Here is a 22,374-nt window from a genome sequence, read left to right as displayed (position 1 = left end):
CGCCCGACCCCGTGACGGAGCCAGGCGGGGCGGGTCAGACTGCCGACTCGTCCTGCTCGCCGGTGCGGATGCGGATCACGCGCTCGACCGGGGTGACGAAGATCTTGCCGTCGCCGATCTTGCCGGTGCGCGCGGCGCGGATGATGGCGTCGACGCAGCGCTCGACATCATCGCCCTTGACCACCAGTTCGATCCGGACCTTGGGCAGGAAATCGACCACGTATTCGGCGCCACGGTAGAGCTCGGTATGACCCTTCTGGCGGCCGAAGCCCTTGACCTCGGTCACGGTCAGCCCCGTCACTCCCTGCTCGGCCAGCGCCTCGCGCACTTCCTCGAGCTTGAAGGGTTTGATGACGGCGGTGATTTGCTTCATGGATAAGGCTCCGGGAATGGGGGTTGAAAACTCTCAGGTCAAAACTGTATCACGCCCCGCCCGGTGGCCCGGGCAGGCCGGGCTTCAGGCGCGATAGCGGTTGGTGTTCGGGTAGCGCCAGTCCTTGCCGAAGCTGCGATGCGTGACGCGGATGCCGACCGGCGACTGGCGGCGCTTGTACTCGTTGAAGCGGATCAGGCGCACCACCTGCTCGACCGCCGCCTGCGGATAACCGGCGGCGATGATCTCGGCCGGCGACTGGTCTTCCTCCATGTAGCGTTCGACGATGGCGTCGAGCACCTCGTAGGGCGGCAGGCTGTCCTGGTCCTTCTGGTCCGGGCGCAACTCGGCGCTGGGCGGACGCGTGATGATGCGCTCGGGGATCGGATTGGCGCCGGTGCCGTAGGGGTCGTTGGCATTGCGCCACCAGGCCAGCCGGAACACCATGGTCTTGACCAGGTCCTTGATCACCGCGAAGCCGCCCGCCATGTCGCCGTAGAGCGTGCAGTAGCCGGTCGCCATCTCGCTCTTGTTGCCGGTGGTCAGCACGATGGAACCGAACTTGTTGGAGAGCGCCATCAGCATCGTGCCGCGGATGCGGGCCTGGATGTTTTCCTCGGTGGTATCGAACGGACGGCCTTCAAACAGGGGCCCCAGCGAGCCCAGGAAGGCATCGAACTCGGGCTGGATCGCGATCTCGTCGTAGCGCACGCCCAGACGCTGCGCCATCTCGCGCGCATCGATCCAGGAGATGTCGGCCGTGTAGGGCGAGGGCATCATGACCGCACGCAGCTTGTCGGCGCCGAGCGCATCGACCGCGATCGCCAGCACCAGCGCCGAGTCGATGCCGCCCGACAGGCCCAGCAGCGCGCCTGGAAAGCCGTTCTTGCCGACATAGTCGCGCACGCCGAGCACCAGCGCATGCCAGAGATCGGCTTCGAGCGAGGCCTCGGGCGCGATCGGACCCACGACGCCAAAGCGCGACGGGCTGGCAGCGGCCTCGGCTGGCGACTGCAGCGTGAGCGCGAACAGGTCCTCGGCAAAGCTCGGCGCGCGCGCGGCCAGCGCGCCATTGCGGTCGAGCGCGAAGCTGCGGCCCTCGAACACGATCTCGTCCTGGCCGCCGACCAGATGGGCATAGACCAGCGGCAGGCCGGTCGCCAGCACGCGCAGGCGCATGGCCTGCTCGCGCTCGTCGCCCTTGCCGGCGTGAAACGGCGAGGCATTGATCACGGCCAGCAGCTCGGCGCCGGCGGCCTTGGCGGCAGCGGCCGGCGCCTCGAACCAGGCGTCCTCGCAGATCAGCAGCCCGACCTTGACCTTCTGGCCGTTGGCGCCGGCAAGCTCGAACACGCAGGGCGCGTCGCCCGGCACGAAGTAGCGCCGCTCGTCGAACACCTGGTAGTTGGGCAGCTCGCGCTTGGCATAGCGCTGCGTCATTTGACCCTCGAACAGCACGCTGGCGGCGTTCAGGCAGGGCGCACGCGAGACGCTGCGGCCGCGCTCGCCGCCCGCTGCCGACGCCGGATGACCGACCACGATATGCAGGCCGCAAAGCCCCGCGGTCTCGCGGGCCACGGTTTGCAAGGCATCATCGCAGGCAGCGACGAAGGCCGGACGCAGGTAGAGGTCCTCGGCCGCGTAACCGCACAGGGCCAGCTCGGGCGTCAGCAGCAGGCTGGCACCCTGGACATGGGCCTGGCGCGCGGCGTCAACGATTTTTTGCGCGTTGCCGGCCAGGTCGCCGACGACGAAATTGAGCTGCGCAACGCAGATCTGGAGGGTCATGGAGATACCGTGTATGGAGAGCGAAAACGTTGGCGAGGATTATGTCATCCGGGTGCTGGATCAGCCCTCGGAAATCGATGCCGGGGCCTGGAATGCGCTGCTGGCGCGCCAGCCTGGCGGTGCGGGCGGCCCCTTCATGCGCCACGACTACCTGGCCGCACTGGATGAGAGCGGCTGCGCGGTAGCCGCGACCGGCTGGGGCCTGCAGTGGCTCACGCTCTGGCGCCAGGACCAGCTGCAAGCGGCCGCCCCGCTCTACCTGAAAAGCCATTCGCGGGGCGAGTACGTGTTCGACTGGGCCTGGGCCGAGGCCTATGAGCGCCATGGCCTGGCCTACTACCCCAAGGGACTGGTGGCGGTGCCGTTCACGCCGGTGCCGGGACCGCGCCTGCTGGCCCTCGACGCCCGGGCGCGCGCCGCGCTGCTACAAGCGCTGATCGCACACTGCGAGCAGCTCGGGCTGTCCTCGCTGCACCTGTTGTTTGCTGCGGAGCAGGACATCGCCGCCTGCCGCGAAGCCGGCCTGCTGCTGCGCCAGACGGTGCAGTTCCACTGGCAGAACCCGCCCGGTACTGGCTATGCCGATTTCGACGATTTCCTGGCCACGCTCAAGCAGGACAAGCGCAAGAAGATCCGGCAGGAGCGACGCAAGGTGGCCGATGCCGGCGTGACTTTCGACTGGAAGCGCGGCAGCGACATCCAGACCGAGGACTGGGACTTCTTCTACCGCTGCTACGAACGCACCTACCTCGAACACGGCAACCGGCCCTACCTGAGCCGCAACTTCTTCGCTCGCCTGCAGCAGGCGCAGCCCGGGCTGTGGCTGCTGTTCATCGCGCGCAATGCGGCGGGCGAGCGCATCGCGGCCAGTCTGCTGGCCCTGAGCGACGACAGCGACCGCCCCGAGGCCGCCTACGGCCGCTACTGGGGCGCGTTGGAGCGGGTCGACTGCCTGCATTTCGAGGCCTGCTACTACCAGCCGCTGGACTGGTGCATCGCGCAGGGCGTGCAAAGATTCGAGGGCGGGGCCCAGGGCGAGCACAAGATGGCGCGCGCGCTGCTGCCGGTGACCACCTGGAGCGCGCACTGGCTGGCGCATCCGGCGTTTTCCGACGCGGTCGAGCGCTACCTGGAGCAGGAGGGCGAACACATCGGCGCCTACCTGGAGCAGCTGGAAAGCCGAAGCCCCCTGAAATCCGACGCTTGAGCGCAGGACTGCAGGGGGCTGACAGGGGAAGCGTCAGCGGGCTGGCGCCTGGATCAGATCAGATCAGATCAAGGCCGCCAGCCAGGGACTCAGGCCTGTTCCTTGTCGTAGGCGGCGATGCCGTCGGTGATTTCCTGGTGGGCGGCTTCCTTGCCTTCCCAGCCCAGCACCTTGACCCACTTGCCGGCGTCGAGGTCCTTGTAGTGCTCGAAGAAATGCTTGATCTGGGCCAGCTGGATCTCGGCCAGATCTTCCAGCGATTCGATCTTGGCGTACAGCGGCAGGATCTTGGCAGTCGGCACGGCGATGACCTTGCCGTCGACGCCGCCTTCGTCTTCCATCTTCAGGATGCCAAGCGCGCGGCAGGGCACGACCACGCCCGGGGGCAGCGGCACCGGGGTGATGACCAGCACGTCGACCGGGTCGCCATCGCCAGCGATGGTCTTGGGCACGTAACCGTAGTTGGTCGGGTAGTGCATGGCGGTGTTCATGAAGCGGTCGACGAAGACGCAGCCGGAGGCCTTGTCGACTTCGTACTTGATCGGGTCGCCGTTCATCGGGATCTCGATGATGACGTTGAACGCTTCGGGCACCTTGCTGCCGGGGGTGACGTGGTCGAGGGACATAGTGTCGATCTGAAATAGGTTGATGAAAGCCATGCGCCTGGTGCGCAAGCATCAAAATCATTTTACCGGGCCAACCTACCCCCTCCTTACGGCGGATGCCGCCGCAGTGCACCTTGGTGTAATCTTGACCTCATGGCAGAACGCGTGATCCCCCTGGTCGACCTGCGCAGCAAGGCGCTGTCGGCCCCCCGCCCTATCCAGGCCATCCCCACCAGCGGGCCATGGCTCGACCTGCTGGGCCGGCCGCTGCGCGACCTGCGCATCAGCGTGACCGACCGCTGCAACTTCCGCTGCAGCTACTGCATGCCCAAGGAGGTGTTCGACCAGGGACATCCCTACCTGCCGCATTCGGCGCTGCTGCGCTTCGAGGAGATCACCCGGCTGGCCAAGGTCTTCGTGGCCCATGGTGTGCGCAAGATCCGGCTCACAGGCGGCGAGCCGCTGCTGCGCAAGGACCTCGAGCAACTGGTCGAGCAACTCGCGGCGCTACGCACCCCGGACGGCCAGCCGCTGGACCTGACGCTGACGACCAATGGCAGCCTGCTGGCACGCAAGGCGCGCGCGCTCAAGGACGCGGGCCTGCAGCGCGTCACCGTGAGCCTGGACGCGCTCGACGACGCCATCTTCCGGCGCATGAACGATGTGGATTTTCCGGTGCGGGCGGTACTCGACGGGCTGGAGGCGGCGCAGGCGGTGGGACTGGGTCCGATCAAGGTCAACATGGTGGTCAAGCGCGGCACCAACGAACAGGAGATCCTGCCGCTGGCGCGCCATTTCCGCGGCAGCGGCGTGACGCTGCGCTTCATCGAATACATGGATGTCGGCGCGACCAACGGCTGGCGCATGGATCAGGTGCTGCCGAGCGCCGAAGTGGTCGAGCGGATCGGGCGCGAGCTGGCGCTGGTGCCGCTGCAGGCCTCGGCCCCGGGCGAGACCGCCGAGCGCTGGGGCTATGCCGGTGCCGACGGTCTTCATGATCCGGCGTTGGGCGAGATCGGCGTCATCAGCAGCGTGACCCAGGCCTTCTGCGGCGACTGCAACCGTGCCAGACTGTCGACGGAGGGCCGGCTCTACCTCTGCCTGTTTGCCTCGCAGGGCTACGACCTGCGCACGCTGCTGCGCGATGAGGCGGCGGACGAGGCACAGATCGCCTCGGCGCTGGGCGCGATCTGGCAGGGGCGCACTGACCGCTACTCCGAGCTGCGCGCCTTGCTGCCAGCCGACAGCGCGGCGGCCGGAAAGCGGATCGAGATGAGCTACATCGGGGGCTGAAGGCATGGCGCAGGCGGAACGGGACGCAACATTGGACACACAGACCAGCACAGAGGCAAGCACATCGGTGGACGCGCTGATCCTGGCCGGCGGCCGGGGCTCGCGCATGGGCGGGGTCGACAAGGGACTGCAGCACCTCAACGGGCAAGCGCTGGTCGAGCACGCGCTGGCGCGGCTGCGCCAGCAGGCCGGCGGGCGGCTTGGCACCATCATGGTCAACGCCAACCGGCACCTGGACGACTACCGCGCGCTGGGACTGCCGGTCTGGCCCGATGCCCTGGCCGACTTCCCGGGTCCGCTGGCGGGCTTCCTGGCCGGGCTGGAGCACAGCAGCCGGCCCTGGCTGCTGACCGTGCCCTGCGACTCGCCGCTGTTTCCGCTCGACCTGCTGGAGCGGCTGGCGCAGGCGGCCGAGCGCGAGGGCGCCGACCTGGCGCTGGCGCTGGGCCGCGACGAGGAAGGCCTGCTGCGCCGCCAGCCGGTGTTCTGCCTGCTCCGGCGCGAACTGGCCGGCAGCCTGCACGCCTACCTGCAGGGCGGCGGACGCAAGATCGACCACTGGATCGGATCGCAGCGCCATGTCGCGGTCGCCTTCGATGCGCCCGGCGACGACCCGCGCGCCTTCTACAATGCCAACACCCTGGCCGAACTGCGTGCGCTCGAAATCGGTCTCTGACCCCAATTGACCGACCCCCATTTCCTGCTTGAAGATGAAGACACTGGACCAGATCGCGGCCGAACTGCAAGGCTATGACCCGAACGCACTGCCGGCCGATGCGGTCGACGAGTTCCTGTCGCGGCTGGTCGAGCCGGTGGTGCAGACCGAACGCGTCGGCCTGTTCGACGCGCTCGACCGGGTGCTGGCGGCAGACCTGATCGCGCCGCTCAGTGTGCCGCCGCACGACAACTCGGCGATGGACGGCTTCGCCTTTGCCGGCTCTCAATTGCAAGCCGGCCAGGCGCTGGCGCTGCGCGTGGTCGGCACCGCCTATGCCGGCGCAGCCTGGCAGGGCGAATTGGGGCCGGGCCAATGCGTGAAGATCATGACCGGCGCGGTAATGCCGGCCGGACTCGACACCGTGGTGCCGCTCGAGCTGACCCGGATCGAAGGCGAGTTCATCCAGATTCCGGCCGATGCACTGCGCGCGGGCGACAACCGCCGCCTGCTGGGCGAGGACCTGATGGCCGGCCAGCCGGCGTTGCTGGCCGGCAGCCGGATCGGGCCGGCCGCGCTCGGGCTGATCGCCAGCCTGGGACTGGCCGAGGTCACGGTATGGCGGCGCCCGAAAGTGGCCTTCTTCTCGACCGGCGACGAGATCCTGAGCCTGGGTCAGCCGCCGCGCGAAGGCGCGGTCTACGACAGCAACCGCTACACCCTGTTCGGCCTGCTCAAGCGCCTCGGGGTCGAGCTGATCGACCTCGGCGCGGTGCCGGACCGGGCCGACAGCCTGGAAGCGGCCTTCCGGCAGGCCGCGTCGATGGCCGACGCGGTCATCACGAGCGGCGGCGTCAGCGTCGGCGAGGCCGACCACACCAAGGCGGTCATGCGGCAGCTGGGCGACATGGCGTTCTGGCGCATCGCGATGCGTCCGGGCCGCCCGATGGCGGTGGGCCGGCTGCAACAGGCCGGTCGCAGCGCGCTGCTGTTCGGCCTGCCCGGCAATCCGGTCGCGGTCATGGTGACCTTCCTGGCCTTCGTGCGCCCCGCCCTGCTGCGCCTGATGGGCGCGAGCCAGACCCAGCCGCTGCGCGTGACGGCGCGCAGCGAGCAGGCGATGCGCAAGAAGCCGGGCCGCACCGAATTCCAGCGCGGTATCGCAAGCCGCACCGCCGACGGCAGCCTGCAGGTGCGCAGCACCGGCAGCCAGGGCTCGGGCGTGCTGCGCTCGATGGCCGAGGCCAACTGCCTGATCCGGCTCGATCACGGCCAAGGCAACGTTGCCATCGGCGACCCGGTCGAGCTGCTGCTGTTCGACGGCCTGATCTGAGACGCTGGTTTAGCGGGTGGGCACGCCGCGGTTGGCCAGCGCATCGGCGCGCTCGTTGCCCGGGTCGCCGGCATGTCCGCGCACCCAGTGCCAGTCGATCCGGTGACCATGCCCCTGCACCACCGCGTCGAGCTGCTGCCACAGGTCCTGGTTCTTGACCGGCTCCTTGGACGCGGTCTTCCAGCCGCGTGCCTTCCAGCCCGCCATCCACTCGGTGATGCCCTTGCGCACATACTGGCTGTCGAGGTAGAGGCTGACATGGCAGGGCCGCTTCAAGGCCAGCAGGCCCTGGATCACGGCAGTCAGCTCCATGCGGTTGTTGGTGGTCTCGCGCTCGCCGCCAAAAAGTTCCTTTTCGGCCGCGCCCGCGCGCAACAGCACGCCCCAGCCGCCCGGACCCGGATTGCCCTTGCAGGCACCGTCGGTGTAAATGGTGACAGGATTCATCGATTCTTAGATAAGGGATGTTTTTGCGCCACCGCGACCGGCTTGAGGCCGGCGCGGCGCGGCTTCCAGGCCGGGCCCAGCAGGTGCATGCCGCGCACGCGCTTGACCGCGACCAGAAAATAGACTGCGCCCGGCAGCGGCCAGCCATGCGGGCCGATGCGGTCGATCCAGGCCCAGCGCTGCAACCAGGTTTCGCTGCGCACGGCCGGACGCCAGCAGCCCTGGGTCTGGAATTCGGGCTCGAAGCTCAGCAGGTGCAGCCAGTCATGCACGCGCCAGGGCGCGATGAAATCGCCGGCCTCGGGCAGGAACAGCTGAGCGGAATCGCCCCGCAAGCCCAGGCGGGCAGCCCAGCGCGCGCGCCACTGGCGCCAGCCCCAGAGGCTCAAGGGGTGAAAGCCCGAGATCACGACCCGGCCCTCGGGCACCAGCACGCGCTCGACCTCGCGCAGCACGGCATGCGGGTCAGCGCTGAATTCGAGCGTGTGCGGCAACACCACCAGGTCCAGGCTGCTGGCCGCAAAGGGCAGCGCGGCGGCATGGGTCACGAGCGCGACCGCGGGGTCGGCGTCCGGGCCTACGCTCGCCAGCCCGGCGGCCTCGGCGGACTCAGGCAGCGCCAGCCAGCGGTGCGGCATGCGGTTGGCGCGCAGCGTGGCGAGCTCGGGCAGGCCGAGCTGCAGCGCGTGGTAGCCGAAGCGATCCGCCACCGCCCGGTCGAACTGCTCGCGCTCCCAGTCGAGCAGATAGCGCCCGGGCGGGGTCGCGAACCAGGCCGCGAGCTCCTGGCCGGATGCGCTCCTGTCGTTCATGACCGGCCCGGTCCCGCTCAGGAGGTGACCGGCAGGTCCTGTGCCGGCGCCAGCACGGTGGCTCGGATCAGCTCGCGCATCGCCTTCTTCTCCTGGAAGCTCAGCGTGCGCGCCAGCTCGCGGCGCACGCGCAGCAGCAGATGGCGGTCGGTCTCGGGCGGCACGCCCTGGCTGTTCTGCATCTCTTCCTGCAGATCGAGACGGGCGTCGGGGGTCTCCTCGGACCACCAGGACTGGATCACCTGCCTGACCTGCTCAAGCCAGTCGTCCGAGGGCAAGGCGTTGCTGAAATAACTCTCGCCGGCGTCACTATCGCGCTCGGACTGCTGCGCCGGCAGCTGGGAGACCGGGGGGCGGCTGGACTGCAGCACGGCGCCCGGCACGGTCAGCGCCTCCCAGGCGGTCGATCCCAGCGCGAGGCGGCGGTCGGCCTGCAGCAGCAGGCGGGCCCAGCTCGGGTCCTCGGTCATGAGCTTGGGCATGTCGAGGCTGCCCTCGTCGCTGACCAGCGCCACCTTGAGGCCGCGCCACTGTGCTTCATCAATATAGGGAATCAGGCGCTCGTCGTCGCTCAGGATCAGCACCAGGCCGGCGCCGCCATGCTGGGCCAGCTGGTTGAGCTCGAGCCCGAGCGAGCGCACCAGGCCCAGGCCGCCATCGATCGCATGCTGCGGCACGCCGCGCACGACGACGTCATCGCACAGGTCGAGCACCTGCTGATCGGAAAACACATAGGCGCGCAGCAGCTGGGTATCGGGCGCACTCTGGCGCAGCAGATCGACCAGCACCGGCTGCAGGTTGTGGCGCTGCAGCTGCAAGGGCGCGCTGGCATGCTGGGCCGCCAGCCATTTGAGGTAGCGCTCGTCGACCAGCGCGACGACCTGGGTGATGCCGCCACCGGGCTGATGGGAATGGGGATGGCGGGGCATGCTGCGCTTGCCCAGATGAAACTTCATTTTCATAAAAGTAATGGCCCGATAGGTGGGCTCTGATAGGAATAAGAGGCAAGATTGTGACATGGTTCATACAGGGATCGCAGAGCAAGCATTTATGCTTGCGGGGTGAACTTCTTCCCACTGCTGCTACCCGACTTCGTGCTGATCCTGTGCGGCTATCTGCTGTGCCGCCACAGCGCGCTGAACCGCCAGGTCTGGGACCAGGTCGACCGGCTGGTCTACTACTTCCTGTTCCCGGTGCTGCTGTTTCACTCGATCGTCAAGCACCCGCTGGACTGGCAGGCGGCCCGGCCGCTGATGGGGGCCGGCCTGTGCATGGCGGCAGCCGGCATCGCACTGGCCTATTCGCTGCCGCGCTGGCCGCTGCTCGGGAGCCGGATCGAGCACCGGCTGCATGCCGCGGGGGCCCAGGTGGCGTTCCGCTTCAACTCCTTCATCGCGCTGGCACTGATCGAGAGGGTCGCAGGGCCTGCGGGCCTGCCGCTGCTGGCGCTGCTGATCGGCTTGCTGGTGCCGGTGTTCAACATCGGCGCGGTGCTGCCGATGGCGCGCCACGCCGGCGGGCGACTGTCGCGCGAACTCGCGCGCAATCCGCTGATCCTGGCCACGGCCAGCGGGCTGTGCGCCAACCTGCTCGGGCTGCAGCTGCCCGATGACCTGACGCCCACGCTGACGCGCATCGGCCAGGCGGCGATCGCGCTCGGCCTGCTGGCCGCGGGTGCCGGCATGCAGCTCGGCGCCATGCGCGAGGGCAAGGCGCTGAGCCTGGCGCTGCTGACGATCAAGCATCTCGGGCTGCCGCTGCTGGCGCTGCTGATGGCGCGGCTATGGCAGCTGCCCGAACTGCCGACCCGGGTGCTGCTGATGTTCTCGGCCGTGCCGACCGCCACCAGCTGCTATGTGCTGGCCGCGCGCATGGGCTACAACGGCGCCTATGTCGCAGGACTGGTGACGGTCTCGACGCTGCTGGGCATGCTGAGCCTGCCGCTGGCGCTGGGCCTGTTGGCCCATTGGTAATGGCTGGTGAGGCCGGTCCCAGGACCTGCGGCTAGGACTGCGTCAGGGCCCAGGCCACATGCTCGCGCACCAGCTCGCTCGGGTCGTCCATGGCGGCCTGCAGCGCCGCGCGCAGCTCTGCCTTGACCGACGCAGCGGCAGAATCGGCCGGATCGCTGCCATCGGTACTGCCGGCCGTGCGCAGCGCATTGCCCAGTGCCACGGCCAGGTTGCGCCGCCAGCGCTCATGGCCGATGCGCCGGATCGGGCTGCCCTCGGTCTGGCGCAGGAACTGCTCCTCGCTCCAGCCGAACAGCTCGATCAGGCCGCGCCCGGTCAGCGGGGCGCGCGCATCGAAGTCGGGCAGGACGGCGCGCTGGGCGAACTTGTTCCAGGGACAGGCCAGCTGGCAGTCGTCGCAGCCGTAGATGCGGTTGCCCAGCAGCGGCCGGAATTCGAGCGGAATCGGCCCGCCATGCTCGATCGTCAGGTAGGAGATGCAGCGCCGCGCATCGAGCCGATACGGCGCGATGATGGCCTGGGTCGGGCAGGCGTCGAGGCAGGCGCGGCACTGGCCGCAATGCGCGCTGGCCGGCTCGGTAGCGGGCAGCGCGCGGTCGACAAAGATCTCGCCCAGGAAGAACATCGAGCCGGCGTCACGGCTCAGCGTCAGGGTGTGCTTGCCGCGCCAGCCCAGGCCGCTGCGGCTGGCAAGCTCGACCTCGAGCACCGGCGCCGAATCGGTAAAGGCGCGGTGACCGAACGGCCCGAGCTGCTCGGCCATGCGGTCGGCCAGCTGCTGCAGGCGCTGGCGCAGCACCTTGTGGTAGTCCCGGCCGCGGGCGTAGAGCGAGACCAGGCCCTGGCCCGGATCGTCATGGCGCTGCCATTCGACGGCCTGCCAGCCCGCGGGCGTGGCGCGCGGCAGATAATCCATCCTGGCCGTGATCACGCTGAGCGTGCCGGGCAGCAGTTCGGCCGGTCGCGCGCGCTTGACGCCATGGGCGGCCATGTAGTGCATGTCGCCATGAAAACCCTGTTCGAGCCAGGCCAGCAAGCCGGGCTCGGCGGCCGAGAGGTCGACAGCGGCCACTCCGATTTGGGAGAATCCGAGTTCCCGGCCCCAGGCCTGTATTTGCGAGACGAATTGAGCAGCATCGACCATCAGACCCCTATTGTAGAAAGCGCGGTGGAAAGCGCGCAGCCGGCCCGGGCGGCCAGTCTGGCGCAGCGCACGGTCCTGTGTGCCGGCGAGGACGACACGCAGGCGCTGGCATGCGCGCTCGCGCTGAGCCCCGCACTGGCCCATGCGACGCTGACGCTGCACGGTGACCTCGGCGCCGGCAAGACCACCTTCGTGCGCCATCTGCTGCGCGCGCTCGGCGTGGCCGGACGCATCAAGAGCCCGACCTATGCCGTGGTCGAGCCGCACCAGGCGCCGCCCGCACCGGCCTGGCCCGCCGGACTCAGCGTGTCGCATTTCGACTTCTACCGCTTCGGCGACCCGCGCGAGTGGGAAGATGCCGGCTTTCGCGAAGTGTTTGCCGACCCAGGCCTGAAGCTGGTCGAATGGCCCGAAAAGGCGCAGGGCCTGATGCCGGCGCCCGACCTCAGCCTCGAACTGGCCACGCAGGAAGACGAGAGCCGGATCGTCACGCTCAAGGCGCACAGCGCGACTGGCCTCAAGCTGCTGGAGGACATTGCCCCATGAAACGACGTCATCTGCTCGGCGGCGGCCTGCTCGCACTCTGGCTCGGGCCGGCGCAACTCGCGCGCGGCGCCAGCCTGCTGGCAGTGCGGGTCTGGCCGGCGCGCGACTACACCCGACTGACGATCGAATCGGACCGCCCGCTGGTGGCACGCCAGCTGGTCCTGCCCGACCCGCCCCGGCTGGCGGTCGACATCGAGGGGCTCGATCTGCTGCCCGGCTTGCGTGAGCTGGTCAGCAAGGTCCAGCCGCATGACCCCAATATTTCGGGCGTGCGCGTCGGACAGAACGCGCCCAATGTGGTGCGGCTGGTGGTCGACCTCAAGCAACCGGTCGCGCCCCAGGTCTTCAGCCTCAAGCCGGTCGAGCCCTACCAGCACCGGCTGGTGCTCGACCTCTATCCGACACGCGCGGTCGATCCGCTGGAAGAACTGATCCAGCAGCGGCTGCAGGGCCTGGAAGCCACGATCGCCGCCGGCCCGGGCGCCAAGGCCGTCACATCGGCCCCTGCTGGCGCTTCGGCTGCCTCGGCCTCCTCCTCACCTTCCTCCGCCTCCTTGGCTTCCCCGCCCTCTGGCGCCGCCAAGCCGGATCTGCTGGGCGAACTGATACAGCAACAGGCCGGCAGCGGCAAGGCTGGCGGCCAGAAAACCGACAGCAGAATCGAGGCCAGGGCCGAGCCCAGAACCGACATCCGTGCTGACGGCAAGGTCACTGCGCCCTCGGTCGCCAGCGAGCCGCGCAAGACGGCCGCCGCGCCGGCGCGCGCCGAGCCCGAGCCACGCAGCGACAAGACCGACCGCCTGATCGTGATCGCGCTCGACCCGGGCCATGGTGGCGAGGACCCGGGCGCGATCGGACCGGCCGGCACGCAGGAAAAGGATGTGGTGCTGCAGATCGCGCTCAAGCTGCGCGACCGGCTGCAGGGCCTCGAGATCAAGGGCAACCCGGTGCGCGTGTTCCTGACCCGCGATGCGGACTTCTTCGTGCCGCTGCAGGTCCGGGTCGAGAAGGCACGCCGCGTGCAGGCCGACCTGTTCGTGAGCCTGCATGCCGATGCCTTCTACACCCCCGACCCGCAGGGCGCGAGCGTCTACGCGCTGAGCGACCGCGGCGCCTCGAGTGCCGCCGCGCGCTGGATGGCGAACCAGGAAAACAAGTCCGACCGGGTCGGCGGCATCAATGTCAAGGTGCAGGATGTGCATGTGCAGCGCGCGCTGTTCGACATGAGCACCACGGCCCAGATCAACGACAGCCTCAAGCTCGGCGGCGCGCTGCTGGGCGAGATCGGCCGCGTCGGCCGGCTGCACAAGCCCCGGGTCGAGCAGGCCTCGTTCGCAGTGCTGAAGGCGCCCGACATCCCGAGCATCCTGGTCGAGACCGCCTTCATCAGCAACCCGCAAGAGGAAGCCCGTCTGCTCGACTCGGGCTTCCAGGACCGGCTGGCCCAGGCGCTGCAGCGCGGCATCACGCGCTACTTCGCGGCCAATCCGCCGCTGGCGCGCAGCCGCCAGCTCTGACGTCGGCCAGCCGCCCCGGCCGCTCGCCGGCCCGCATAATCGAGTCCCCGGCCTGATGCCGGACAGCCAAAGAGGAAAGAATTTGTTCAAGAACGTGATGGTCTACCGCATCGCCCCGGGTTGGGCGATGGAAGTCGAAGCCATGGAGGCCGCGCTGGCCAAGATGCCGTTCCAGCCCTGTGGCGCCACGCAGCCCGAGTCCTACGGCTGGGCCCCGCCGCGCGGCCAGGCCCATGGCGCGCTGGTCGAACTGGTCGCCGGCCAGCGCATCCTGCGCTTCATGCACGAAAGCAAGGCCGTGCCGGGCTCGGTCGTCAAGCGCCGACTCGAGGAGCGCTGCGCCCAGATCGAGGAAAAGGAAGGCCGCAAGCCGGGCCGCAAGGAAAGCCGCGAGCTGCGCGACGAGATCGTGCAGGAGCTGCTGCCGATGGCCTTTGCGCGCACCGCAAGCATCCTGGTCTGGCTCGACCTGGAGCAGGGCCGGCTGGTGCTGGACTGCGCCAGCACGGGCAAGGCCGATACCCTGGTCAGCGCGCTGGTCGAATGCCTGGCCGGACTGCAGGTGTCGCTGCTCAACACCCAGGTCTCGCCGCAGGCCGCGATGACGCAATGGCTGACCGGCAACGCCGACGAGTGGCCGGCGCATTTCGCGCCCGGGCGCGAGGTCGAGCTCAAGAGCGGCGACGAGATGAACTCGGTCGTCAAGTTCACCCGCCATCCGCTCGACGACGAGGAGATGAAGCGCCATATCGCGCAGGGCAAGCTGCCGACCCAGCTCGCGCTCGACTGGGAAGGCCGCGTCAGCTTCGTGCTGACCGAGGGCACCCAGCTCAAGAAGGTCGCCTTCCTCGACGGCGTGTTCGAGGAGCAGGCCGGCGCCGAGGACAACGGCGGCTTCGACAGCGATGTCGCGATCGCCACCGGCGAACTCGCCGCGCTGATCACTGACCTGACGACGGCGCTCGGCGGCGAGCTGGCCTGATCCTGGCACCGAGCCCGCCGTCGCTGGCGGGCCGGGCGCTCAACGGACGGCGTTCGGGAAGAACAGCTGCTCGCCGTTGATCTTGTAGCTGGCAATCGACGCCTGGCCGGCCGGCGACAGCACCCAGTCGACGAACTTCTGGCCCTCGGCCGATTTCACATGCGGGTGCTTGGCCGCGCTGACCAGCATCACGCCGTACGGGTTGAACAGGCGAGGGTCGCCCTCGACCAGCACCGCCAGGTCGGCCTTGTTCTTGAAGCTGAGCCAGGTACCGCGGTCGGCCAGCAGATAGCTGCCGGTGGCGGCCGCCATGTTGAGCGCCGGGCCCATGCCGCAGCCGCATTCCTTGTAGCCCGATCCCTTGTCGGCCCCGGCCTGCTGCCAGAAACGCAGCTCGGCCGCATGGGTGCCGCTCTTGTCGCCGCGCGAGACGAATGGTGCCTGGGTAGCGGCCACCTTCCTGAGCGCCGCCACGATGTCCTTGCCGCGCAGCTGGGCCGGATCGGCCTTCGGGCCGACCAGCACGAAATCGTTGTACATGACATCAAAGCGGCGCGGCGCGAAGCCGTCGGCGACGAACTTCTCCTCGGCCGCCTTGTCATGCACGAACAGCACATCGGCGTCGCCACGGCGCGCCATGTCGATCGCCTGGCCGGTGCCCAGCGCCACCACCTTGACCGCGATGCCGCTGGCCTGGGTGAACTCGGGCAGGATATGGCCGAACAGGCCCGACTGCTCGGTCGAGGTGGTGGAGGCCACGACAATCGACGGCGACTGCGCGGCTACTGGAGCCATCGGTGCCACCCAGCCCAGGGCGCCCAGCAGGAGTGCAGCGGCGCTGACACCCCAGCCGCGACGGGTAGAAAACAGGACAGTTCCGGACCACTTCATGCCACTTCTCCTCGGACAAAAGCCTGCGCCTCGGGGTAATTGCCCGCCAGCAGCGCATCGTTGAAAAAATCGTTGACGGGCAGATCGGCCAGGATGCGACCGCCCTCCAGGTAAATGACTCGGCTGGCCAGGCGCTTGACCTGGCCCAGGTTGTGGCTGGCAAACACCAGCGTCATGGGCTCGGGCTGGGTGGCGTCGCGGCTGATCTGGCCCAGCAAGGCCTCGACCTCGCGCTTGGCATGCGGGTCCAGGCTGGCGGTGGGCTCGTCGAGCAGCAGCAGCTGCGGCTCCAGCGCCCAGGCGCGCGCCAGCGCGACGCGCTGCTGCTGGCCGCCCGACAGCGCCGAGGCGCGCCGGTCGGCCAGCTCGGCCAGGCCGACCCGCTCCAGCGCCAGCAGCGCGCGCTTGCGCGCCTGGCGCCAGGACTGGCCGGCCAGCCACAGGCCCAGCGCCACGTTGTGCCGGACCGAGCAGCGCAGCAGATGCGGGCGCTGGAACAGCATCGCCTGGCGCAGCGGCTGGCGCCAGCTCAGGCTGCCGGCGCTGGGTGGACGCAGGCCGTTCAGCACGCGCAGCAAGCTGGTCTTGCCGCTGCCGTTGGCGCCGACCAGGGCCAGGCGCTCGCCCGCCTCCAGGCGCAGGTTGAGGTCGCGCAGCGCCCAGACCGGACCCAGGCGCAGCGACAGGCCGCGCAGCTGCAACAGCGGGACCGCGTTCATGAAGCCTCCTGCAGCACGCTGGCCGGCAAGGCCGCCATCGCCAGGCCGGAACGATCGCGCCAACGCCGCAGCCCGGCGATGCCGGCATTGAGCAGCAGCACCACCGCCAGCAGCACCCAGCCCAGGCCGAGCGCCAGCGGCAGGTCGCCCTTGCTGGTTTCGAGCGCGATCGCCGTGGTCATGACGCGGGTGAAGCCCTCGATATTGCCGCCGACCACCATCACCGCGCCGACCTCCGAGATCGCACGCGAGAACGCCGTGATCAGCACCGTCAGCAAGGCATAGCGCTCATCCCAGGCCAGCAAGGCGCCGCGCAGGCCGGCCCGGGCACCGAGCGAAGCGAGCTGCTCGCCATGGCGGCGCTCGGCGTCATCGACCAGCTGGCGCGTCAGGGCCGTGACCACCGGCAACACCAGCAGGGCCTGCGCCAGCACCATGGCCTTGAAGCTGAACAGCCAGCCCAGGAAGCCGAGCGGACCGGAACGCGACAGCAGCAGATAGACCACCAGCCCGACCACCACCGAAGGAACCGCCAGCCAGGTGTTGAGCAAGGCCAGCAGCGCCTCGCGGCCGCGAAAGCGCGCCACCCCGAGCCAGGCACCCAGCGCCAGCCCAAGCACGCAGGCCAGCACGCAGGCCGTGGCGCTGACCGCCAGCGAGCGGCCGACAATCGCCCACAGCGCCGGATCGCGCTCGACGAGCAGCTGCAAGGCGCCGAGCGCGGCATCGGTGAAGGCGGCCATGGATCTCCTGTTTTATGGTGTCGCGACTCATCCTAGCCTGGCCATCACCCGGCAAGCGCCAACGGGTCCAAGTTATGCAGCTCCATGCATAAGGAGGCAGGCTGCCGGCCCTGGATCGGGCACACTGTCGCGACATGCGCAAGATAGAACTCAGCTACCGGCTCTGCAGCGAGCGCGAGCCGGCCGCCCTGATCCGCAACCCGCTGTTCGAGCTGCTGCTGGCCGTGCGCGACAGCGGCTCGATCTCGGGTGCGGCGCGTCAGCTCGGCCTGTCCTACCGCCATGTCTGGGGCCAGCTGAAGGACTGGGAGCAGACCCTGGAGCAGGACCTGATCTTCTGGGAGCGCGGCCAGGCAGCCAGGCTGACCCCGTTTGCCGACCGGCTGCTCTGGAGCGAAAGGCTGGCCCAGGCCCGGCTCGGGCCGCAGATCGAGGCGCTGCGCGCCGAACTCGAGCGTACGCTGGCACTGGCCTTCGACCCGCAGGCGCTGGTGCTGATGCTGCATGCCAGCCATGACGACGCGCTGCCGCTGCTGCAGGACCATGCGGCCAGCCAGGCCGCGCTGCACCTGGACATCCGCTTCAGCGGTAGCGTCGAGGCGATCCGGGCCCTGAACGCGGGCGACTGCGTGCTGGCCGGCTTTCATGTGCGCGAGGGCGCGGACGGCGCTAGCGTGACGGCCCGGACCTACCAGCCGCTGCTGCAGCCGGGGCTGCACAAGCTGATCGGCTTTGCCCGCCGCCAGCAGGGCCTGATGGTCGCGCGCGGCAATCCGCTGCGGCTCGACAGCCTGGCGCGGGTCGCGCGCTGGAAGGCCCGCTTCGTCAACCGGGCGCTGGGCTCAGGGACCCGGGTCCTGCTCGACGAGCTGCTGCAGCAAGCCGGACTCGAGCCCGGCCAGATCCAGGGCTATCTGCGCTGCGAGCCTTCGCATGCGGCGGTGGCACAGGCCGTGGCCTCGGGCAGCGCCGACTGCGGCCTGGGCACCGAAGCGGCAGCGCGCGCGCAGGGGCTGGATTTCGTGCCGCTGGCCAGCGAGCGCTACTACCTGGCCTGCCTGAAGAGCGCGCTCGAGCAGCCCGAGCTGCGACGGCTGCGCGAGCTGCTGGCGCAACCGGCCTGGCAAAGCCGGATCGCGCAGCTGCCGGGCTATGCGCCGCAAGCCAGCGGCCAGGTGCTGTCGCTGCGGCGCGAACTGCCCTGGTGGCAGCTGGCGCCGCGCACGCCGGCAGGCCAGGGGCAAGATTGACGACTTGGCGGCTTCAGCCTGCCACGGGCAGGCGGCGTGCGATCTCGGCCACCAACTGGCGCGCCAGCTCGGTCTTGCTGCCGTGGGGCAGCTCCTGTGCGCCCTGCGCGTCGACCAGCAGCAGCGCGTTGTCGTCGCGGCCGAAGGTGGCCGGACCAATGTTGCCGACCAGCAGCGGCACCCGCTTGCGCAGGCGCTTGGCCTGGGCATTGGCCAGCAGGTCCTGGCTCTCGGCGGCAAAGCCGACACAGTAGAGCTCGCCGCGGCTGGCGCGCGGGTCGGCCGCGACGCCGGCCAGGATGTCGGGGTTCTCGACGAAATGCAGCGCGGGCGGCAGGCCCGAGCCGTCCTTCTTGATCTTGTGTTCGGCCGCCGCGGCCGGGCGCCAGTCGGCCACCGCGGCTGCCGCGATGAAGATCGTCGCAGCACCGACTTCGGCCTGGACCGCCGCTTGCATCTGCAGCGCCGACTGCACGTCGACGCGGCGCACGCCCAGCGGCGTCGGCAGATGGACCGGGCCGGCCACCAAGGTGACCTCGGCACCGGCCTCGCGCGCGGCGCGCGCAATCGCGAATCCCATCTTGCCCGATGAATGGTTGGTGATGCCGCGCACCGGGTCGATCGCCTCGAAGGTCGGGCCGGCGGTCACCAGCACCTGGTGGCCGGCCAGCCGCTTGGGCTGGAACGACGCGACCAGGGCCTCGAGCAGCTGGGCCGGCTCGAGCATGCGGCCGTCGCCGGTCTCGCCGCAGGCCTGCTCGCCCTGCCCGACCGGCAGCACGGTCGCGCCGTCGGCCTGGCATTGCGCGATGTTGCGCTGCGTCGCCGGATGGGCCCACATCTCACGGTTCATCGCCGGCGCCAGCAGCAAGGGCGCGCGCTCGAGCGGGCGCGCCAGGCAGGTCAGCGTCAGCAGGTCGGCCGCGCGGCCCTGCGCCAGTTGGGCCAGCAGGTCGGCGCTGGCCGGGGCGACCAGGATCGCATCGGCCTCGCGCCCGAGGTTGATGTGCGGCATGTTGTTGGGCTCGCGCGCATCCCACTGGCTGATCACGACCGGCCGGTTGCTCAGCGCCTGCATCGTGACCGGGGTGATGAACTGCGCGGCCGCCTCGGTCATCAGCACCTGCACGGTCGCGCCGGCCTTGACCAGCAAGCGACACAGCTCAGCCGACTTGTAGCACGCGATGCCTCCCGAGAGGCCCAGAACGATATGTTTTCCTGCCAGATCCGTCATGGCGAGCAATGTACACCAGCCACGCAGGCACCGGCCCCGAGCCAAAACCCGGCACCGGCTTTTATAATCCCCATTTCACACTCCTGCGAGCCTCACAGGCTCGTCTGCGACATGACCAAATTTGTGTTTGTTACCGGCGGCGTAGTGTCCTCATTGGGCAAGGGCATCGCCGCCGCTTCCCTGGCCGCCCTGCTCGAATCGCGCGGCCTCAAAGTCACCCTGATCAAGCTCGACCCCTACCTCAACGTCGACCCGGGCACGATGTCGCCGATGCAGCACGGCGAAGTCTTCGTGACCGATGACGGCGCCGAGACCGACCTCGACCTGGGCCACTACGAGCGCTTCATCACCACCCGGATGAAGAAGACCAACAACTTCACGACCGGACAGATCTACATGTCCGTGCTCGAGAAGGAACGCCGCGGCGACTACCTCGGCAAGACCGTGCAGGTGATCCCGCATGTGACCAACGAGATCCAGGACTTCGTCAAGCGCGGCGCCGGCTACAACACCACGGAAGCGGTGGATGTCGCGATCGTCGAGATCGGCGGCACCGTCGGCGACATCGAGTCGCTGCCCTTCCTCGAAGCGGTGCGCCAGATGAGCCTGCGCTTAGGCCCGAACAACGCGGCCTTCGTGCACCTGACCTATGTGCCGTGGATCGCCGCCGCGGGCGAACTCAAGACCAAGCCGACCCAGCACACGGTGCAGAAGATGCGCGAGATCGGCATCCAGCCCGACGCGCTGCTGTGCCGCGCCGACCGCCCGATCCCCGACGACGAGCGCGAGAAGATCAGCCTGTTCACCAACGTCGCGCAATGGGGCGTGATCTCGATGCCCGACGTCGACACCATCTACAAGGTGCCGCGCGTACTGCACGAGCAGGGCCTCGACGGCCTGATCTGCGACAAGCTGCGCCTGAACACGCCGCCGGCCAACCTCAAGCGCTGGGACGACCTGGTCTACGAGACCCAGCATCCGCAAGGCGTGGTCAGGATCGCGATGGTCGGCAAGTATGTCGAGCTGTCGGACAGCTACAAGTCGGTCAACGAGGCGCTGCGCCACGCCGGCATGAAGAACCATGTCAAGTCCGAGATCACCTACGTCGACTCCGAGACGCTGGAATCCGGCGACGTGGCGAACCAGCTCGGCGGCTTCGACGCCATCCTGGTGCCGGGCGGCTTCGGCAAGCGCGGCGTGGAGGGCAAGATCGCCGCGGCGCGCTTTGCCCGCGAGCATGGCGTGCCTTATCTGGGCATCTGCCTCGGCATGCAGGTCGCCACGATCGAGTTCGCGCGCCATGTCGCCGGCCTGACGCACGCCAACTCGACCGAGTTCGAGCCCCAGACCCCGCACCCGGTGATCGCGCTGATCGACGAGTGGCAGGACGCCGACGGCAGCATCCAGAAGCGCGACGCCAACTCCGACCTCGGCGGCACCATGCGCCTGGGCGCGCAGAGCTCCGACGTGGCGCCCGGCACGCTGGCGCACGCCATCTACGGCGATGTCGTGACCGAACGTCACCGCCACCGCTACGAGGCCAACACCCAGTATCTGGACCGGCTGCGCGCGGCCGGCCTGGTGATCTCGGCGCTGACCCAGCGCGAGCACCTGACCGAGATGGTCGAGCTGCCGCAGGACGTCCACCCCTGGTATGTCGGCGTGCAGTTCCACCCCGAGTTCAAGTCCACGCCCTGGGACGGCCACCCGCTGTTCAACGCCTTCGTCAAGGCCGGCCTGATCCAGCACAAGTCCAAGAAAGGCTGAGCATGAAACTCTGCGGCTTCGATGTCGGGCTGGACCAGCCCTTTTTCCTGATCGCGGGCCCCTGCGTGATCGAGTCCGAGCAGCTCCAGATGGACGTGGCCGGCGAGCTCAAGGCGATCACCGCCGAGCTCGGCATCCCCTTCATCTTCAAGAGCAGCTACGACAAGGCCAACCGCTCCAGCGGCAGCACCTTCCGCGGCCCTGGCATGGACAAGGGCCTCGAGATCCTGGCCAAGGTCCGGCGCGAGCTGGGCGTGCCGGTGCTGACCGATGTCCACACCGAAGCCGATATCGCGGCCGTAGCCAGGGTGGTCGACGTGCTGCAGACCCCCGCCTTCCTGTGCCGCCAGACCGACTTCATCCGCGCCGTGGCGCAGTCGGGCAAGCCGGTCAACATCAAGAAGGGCCAGTTCCTCGCGCCGCACGACATGAAGAACGTGATCGACAAGGCGCGTGCCGCCGCGCGCGACGCGGGCCTGCCGGAAGACAACTTCATGGCCTGCGAGCGCGGTGCGAGCTTCGGCTACAACAATCTGGTGTCCGACATGCGCAGCCTGGCGATCATGCGCGAGACCGGCGCACCGGTCGTCTATGACGCCACCCACAGCGTGCAGCTGCCGGGCGGCCAGGGCACGAGCAGCGGCGGCATGCGCGAGATGGTGCCGGTGCTGTCGCGCGCGGCAGTGGCCGTCGGCGTGGCCGGCCTGTTCATGGAAACCCACCCGAATCCGCGCCAGGCCATGAGCGACGGCCCCAACGCGGTACCGCTCAAGCATATGCGGGCGCTGCTGGAAACCCTGGTCGAGCTCGACCGCGTGACCAAGCGCCACGGCTTCCTGGAAAACCGCTTCGGCGAGTTCTGACCCTGCCCTCCGGCCCGGTCGCCCGCTGCGGCCAGGTCCCAGTATTTTTCAACTCCAAAGGTAAGACATGAGTGCAATCGTTGATATCGTCGGCCGTGAAGTGCTCGACAGCCGCGGCAACCCCACCGTCGAGTGCGACGTGCTGCTCGAAAGCGGCGTCATGGGCCGCGCGGCCGTGCCGTCGGGCGCCTCCACCGGCAGCCGCGAAGCCATCGAGCTGCGCGACGGCGAC

22 protein-coding genes and 1 pseudogene are annotated in these 22,374 nt (G+C 69.0%); 12 read left to right on the top strand and 11 right to left on the bottom strand.

The features are described from left to right. Positions 1–34: 34 nt before the first annotated feature. Both C6P61_RS11050 and C6P61_RS11045 read right to left on the bottom strand, forming a co-directional pair. Positions 35–373 carry a P-II family nitrogen regulator gene (locus C6P61_RS11050; protein ID WP_105729989.1) on the bottom strand — a complete coding sequence of 113 codons (339 nt, stop codon included), beginning with the start codon at positions 371–373 and terminating at the stop codon, positions 35–37. Between the two features lie 84 nt (positions 374–457). After that, entirely contained in the window at positions 458–2,161 is a 1,704-nt protein-coding gene (locus C6P61_RS11045; protein WP_105729988.1) for an NAD+ synthase, read from the bottom strand. Between the two features lie 13 nt (positions 2,162–2,174). Between C6P61_RS11045 and C6P61_RS11040 the strand changes: the two genes are divergently transcribed. Further along, positions 2,175–3,368, top strand: a complete 1,194-nt coding sequence (locus tag C6P61_RS11040) for a GNAT family N-acetyltransferase (RefSeq protein ID WP_211296968.1) — start codon at positions 2,175–2,177, stop codon at positions 3,366–3,368. Between the two features lie 89 nt (positions 3,369–3,457). Here the strand turns inward: C6P61_RS11040 and ppa are convergent, their stop codons facing one another. Continuing rightward, positions 3,458–3,994, bottom strand: a complete 537-nt coding sequence (gene ppa, locus C6P61_RS11035; protein ID WP_105730042.1) for an inorganic diphosphatase — start codon at positions 3,992–3,994, stop codon at positions 3,458–3,460. A 132-nt stretch (positions 3,995–4,126) separates the two neighbouring features. On the opposite strand from ppa, the gene moaA reads away from it, so the two are divergent. The 3 genes from moaA (at position 4,127) to moeA (ending at position 7,254) form a co-directional block, all read left to right on the top strand. Further along, positions 4,127–5,266, top strand: a complete 1,140-nt coding sequence (moaA, locus tag C6P61_RS11030) for a GTP 3',8-cyclase MoaA (RefSeq protein ID WP_105729986.1) — start codon at positions 4,127–4,129, stop codon at positions 5,264–5,266. Positions 5,267–5,333: 67 nt separating this feature from the next. Beyond that, on the top strand, positions 5,334–5,942 hold the full coding sequence (gene mobA, locus C6P61_RS11025; protein ID WP_425319748.1) for a molybdenum cofactor guanylyltransferase MobA: 609 nt from the start codon (positions 5,334–5,336) through the stop codon (positions 5,940–5,942). A gap of 34 nt (positions 5,943–5,976) precedes the next feature. Next, on the top strand, positions 5,977–7,254 hold the full coding sequence (moeA, locus tag C6P61_RS11020; protein WP_105729984.1) for a molybdopterin molybdotransferase MoeA: 1,278 nt from the start codon (positions 5,977–5,979) through the stop codon (positions 7,252–7,254). 9 nt (positions 7,255–7,263) lie between these two features. Here the strand turns inward: moeA and rnhA are convergent, their stop codons facing one another. From rnhA to C6P61_RS11005, 3 genes are read right to left on the bottom strand one after another with little or no spacing between them, the layout of a single operon-like run. After that, positions 7,264–7,701, bottom strand: coding sequence for a ribonuclease HI (gene rnhA, locus C6P61_RS11015; protein ID WP_105729983.1), 438 nt, complete (start codon positions 7,699–7,701; stop codon positions 7,264–7,266). Continuing rightward, positions 7,698–8,513, bottom strand: a complete 816-nt coding sequence (locus tag C6P61_RS11010) for a class I SAM-dependent methyltransferase (protein ID WP_105729982.1) — start codon at positions 8,511–8,513, stop codon at positions 7,698–7,700. Before C6P61_RS11010 ends, rnhA begins: the two co-directional genes overlap by 4 nt. A 17-nt stretch (positions 8,514–8,530) precedes the next feature. After that, positions 8,531–9,469, bottom strand: a complete 939-nt coding sequence (locus tag C6P61_RS11005; protein ID WP_105729981.1) for a hypothetical protein — start codon at positions 9,467–9,469, stop codon at positions 8,531–8,533. 105 nt (positions 9,470–9,574) lie between these two features. Here C6P61_RS11005 and C6P61_RS11000 point away from each other — a divergent pair, with 105 nt between their 5' ends. Further along, entirely contained in the window at positions 9,575–10,486 is a 912-nt protein-coding gene (locus tag C6P61_RS11000) for an AEC family transporter (protein WP_105729980.1), read from the top strand. Positions 10,487–10,517: 31 nt separating this feature from the next. Here the strand turns inward: C6P61_RS11000 and queG are convergent, their stop codons facing one another. Continuing rightward, positions 10,518–11,630, bottom strand: a complete 1,113-nt coding sequence (gene queG / locus C6P61_RS10995) for a tRNA epoxyqueuosine(34) reductase QueG (RefSeq protein ID WP_146115040.1) — start codon at positions 11,628–11,630, stop codon at positions 10,518–10,520. Here queG and tsaE point away from each other — a divergent pair. The 3 genes from tsaE (at position 11,613) to C6P61_RS10980 (ending at position 14,675) form a co-directional block, all read left to right on the top strand. Continuing rightward, positions 11,613–12,176, top strand: a complete 564-nt coding sequence (tsaE, locus tag C6P61_RS10990; RefSeq protein ID WP_146115039.1) for a tRNA (adenosine(37)-N6)-threonylcarbamoyltransferase complex ATPase subunit type 1 TsaE — start codon at positions 11,613–11,615, stop codon at positions 12,174–12,176. The two genes, queG and tsaE, sit on opposite strands and share 18 nt — an antisense overlap. Continuing rightward, a complete protein-coding gene (locus C6P61_RS10985) occupies positions 12,173–13,693 on the top strand; it encodes an N-acetylmuramoyl-L-alanine amidase (protein ID WP_105729978.1) in 1,521 nt (506 codons plus the stop codon). Before tsaE ends, C6P61_RS10985 begins: the two co-directional genes overlap by 4 nt. 82 nt (positions 13,694–13,775) lie before the next feature. Beyond that, entirely contained in the window at positions 13,776–14,675 is a 900-nt protein-coding gene (locus tag C6P61_RS10980; protein WP_105729977.1) for a recombination-associated protein RdgC, read from the top strand. A gap of 39 nt (positions 14,676–14,714) precedes the next feature. Here C6P61_RS10980 and C6P61_RS10975 read toward each other — a convergent pair whose 3' ends face one another. Genes C6P61_RS10975 through C6P61_RS10965 form a run of 3 tightly spaced genes read right to left on the bottom strand, consistent with a single transcriptional unit; the run spans position 14,715 to position 17,028 of the window. Continuing rightward, positions 14,715–15,566, bottom strand: a complete 852-nt coding sequence (locus C6P61_RS10975) for an ABC transporter substrate-binding protein (protein ID WP_105729976.1) — start codon at positions 15,564–15,566, stop codon at positions 14,715–14,717. Continuing rightward, the gene (locus tag C6P61_RS10970) at positions 15,563–16,285 is read right to left on the bottom strand and encodes an energy-coupling factor ABC transporter ATP-binding protein (RefSeq protein ID WP_105729975.1); all 723 of its coding nucleotides are present in this window, start codon (positions 16,283–16,285) and stop codon (positions 15,563–15,565) included. The genes C6P61_RS10975 and C6P61_RS10970 overlap by 4 nt, the downstream gene beginning before the upstream one ends. Next, entirely contained in the window at positions 16,282–17,028 is a 747-nt protein-coding gene (locus tag C6P61_RS10965; protein WP_105729974.1) for an ABC transporter permease, read from the bottom strand. The genes C6P61_RS10970 and C6P61_RS10965 overlap by 4 nt, the downstream gene beginning before the upstream one ends. A gap of 134 nt (positions 17,029–17,162) precedes the next feature. On the opposite strand from C6P61_RS10965, the gene C6P61_RS10960 reads away from it, so the two are divergent. Next, positions 17,163–18,278 (top strand): substrate-binding domain-containing protein, encoded by a 1,116-nt coding sequence (locus tag C6P61_RS10960; protein ID WP_105729973.1) that lies wholly within the window; start codon positions 17,163–17,165, stop codon positions 18,276–18,278. 13 nt (positions 18,279–18,291) lie between these two features. On the opposite strand, the gene coaBC is transcribed toward C6P61_RS10960, so the two are convergent. Then, complete coding sequence (gene coaBC, locus C6P61_RS10955) at positions 18,292–19,512, bottom strand: bifunctional phosphopantothenoylcysteine decarboxylase/phosphopantothenate--cysteine ligase CoaBC (RefSeq protein ID WP_105729972.1); 1,221 nt, start codon at positions 19,510–19,512, stop codon at positions 18,292–18,294. A 111-nt stretch (positions 19,513–19,623) separates the two neighbouring features. On the opposite strand from coaBC, the gene C6P61_RS10950 reads away from it, so the two are divergent. The 3 genes and pseudogenes from C6P61_RS10950 to eno all read left to right on the top strand — a co-directional run. Next, positions 19,624–21,279 (top strand): CTP synthase, encoded by a 1,656-nt coding sequence (locus tag C6P61_RS10950; RefSeq protein WP_105729971.1) that lies wholly within the window; start codon positions 19,624–19,626, stop codon positions 21,277–21,279. A 2-nt stretch (positions 21,280–21,281) separates the two neighbouring features. Continuing rightward, positions 21,282–22,142 (top strand): 3-deoxy-8-phosphooctulonate synthase, encoded by an 861-nt coding sequence (kdsA, locus tag C6P61_RS10945; protein WP_105729970.1) that lies wholly within the window; start codon positions 21,282–21,284, stop codon positions 22,140–22,142. A 67-nt stretch (positions 22,143–22,209) separates the two neighbouring features. Then, a pseudogene (gene eno / locus C6P61_RS10940) lies at positions 22,210–22,374 on the top strand (phosphopyruvate hydratase); the annotation flags it as partial.

Origin of the sequence: Malikia spinosa (assembly GCF_002980625.1) — a bacterium.
Taxonomy (GTDB): Bacteria; Pseudomonadota; Gammaproteobacteria; order Burkholderiales; family Burkholderiaceae_C; genus Malikia; species Malikia spinosa.
The sequence above is the reverse complement of the archived record's forward strand: the minus strand, read 5'-3'. Positions and strand labels throughout refer to the sequence as shown.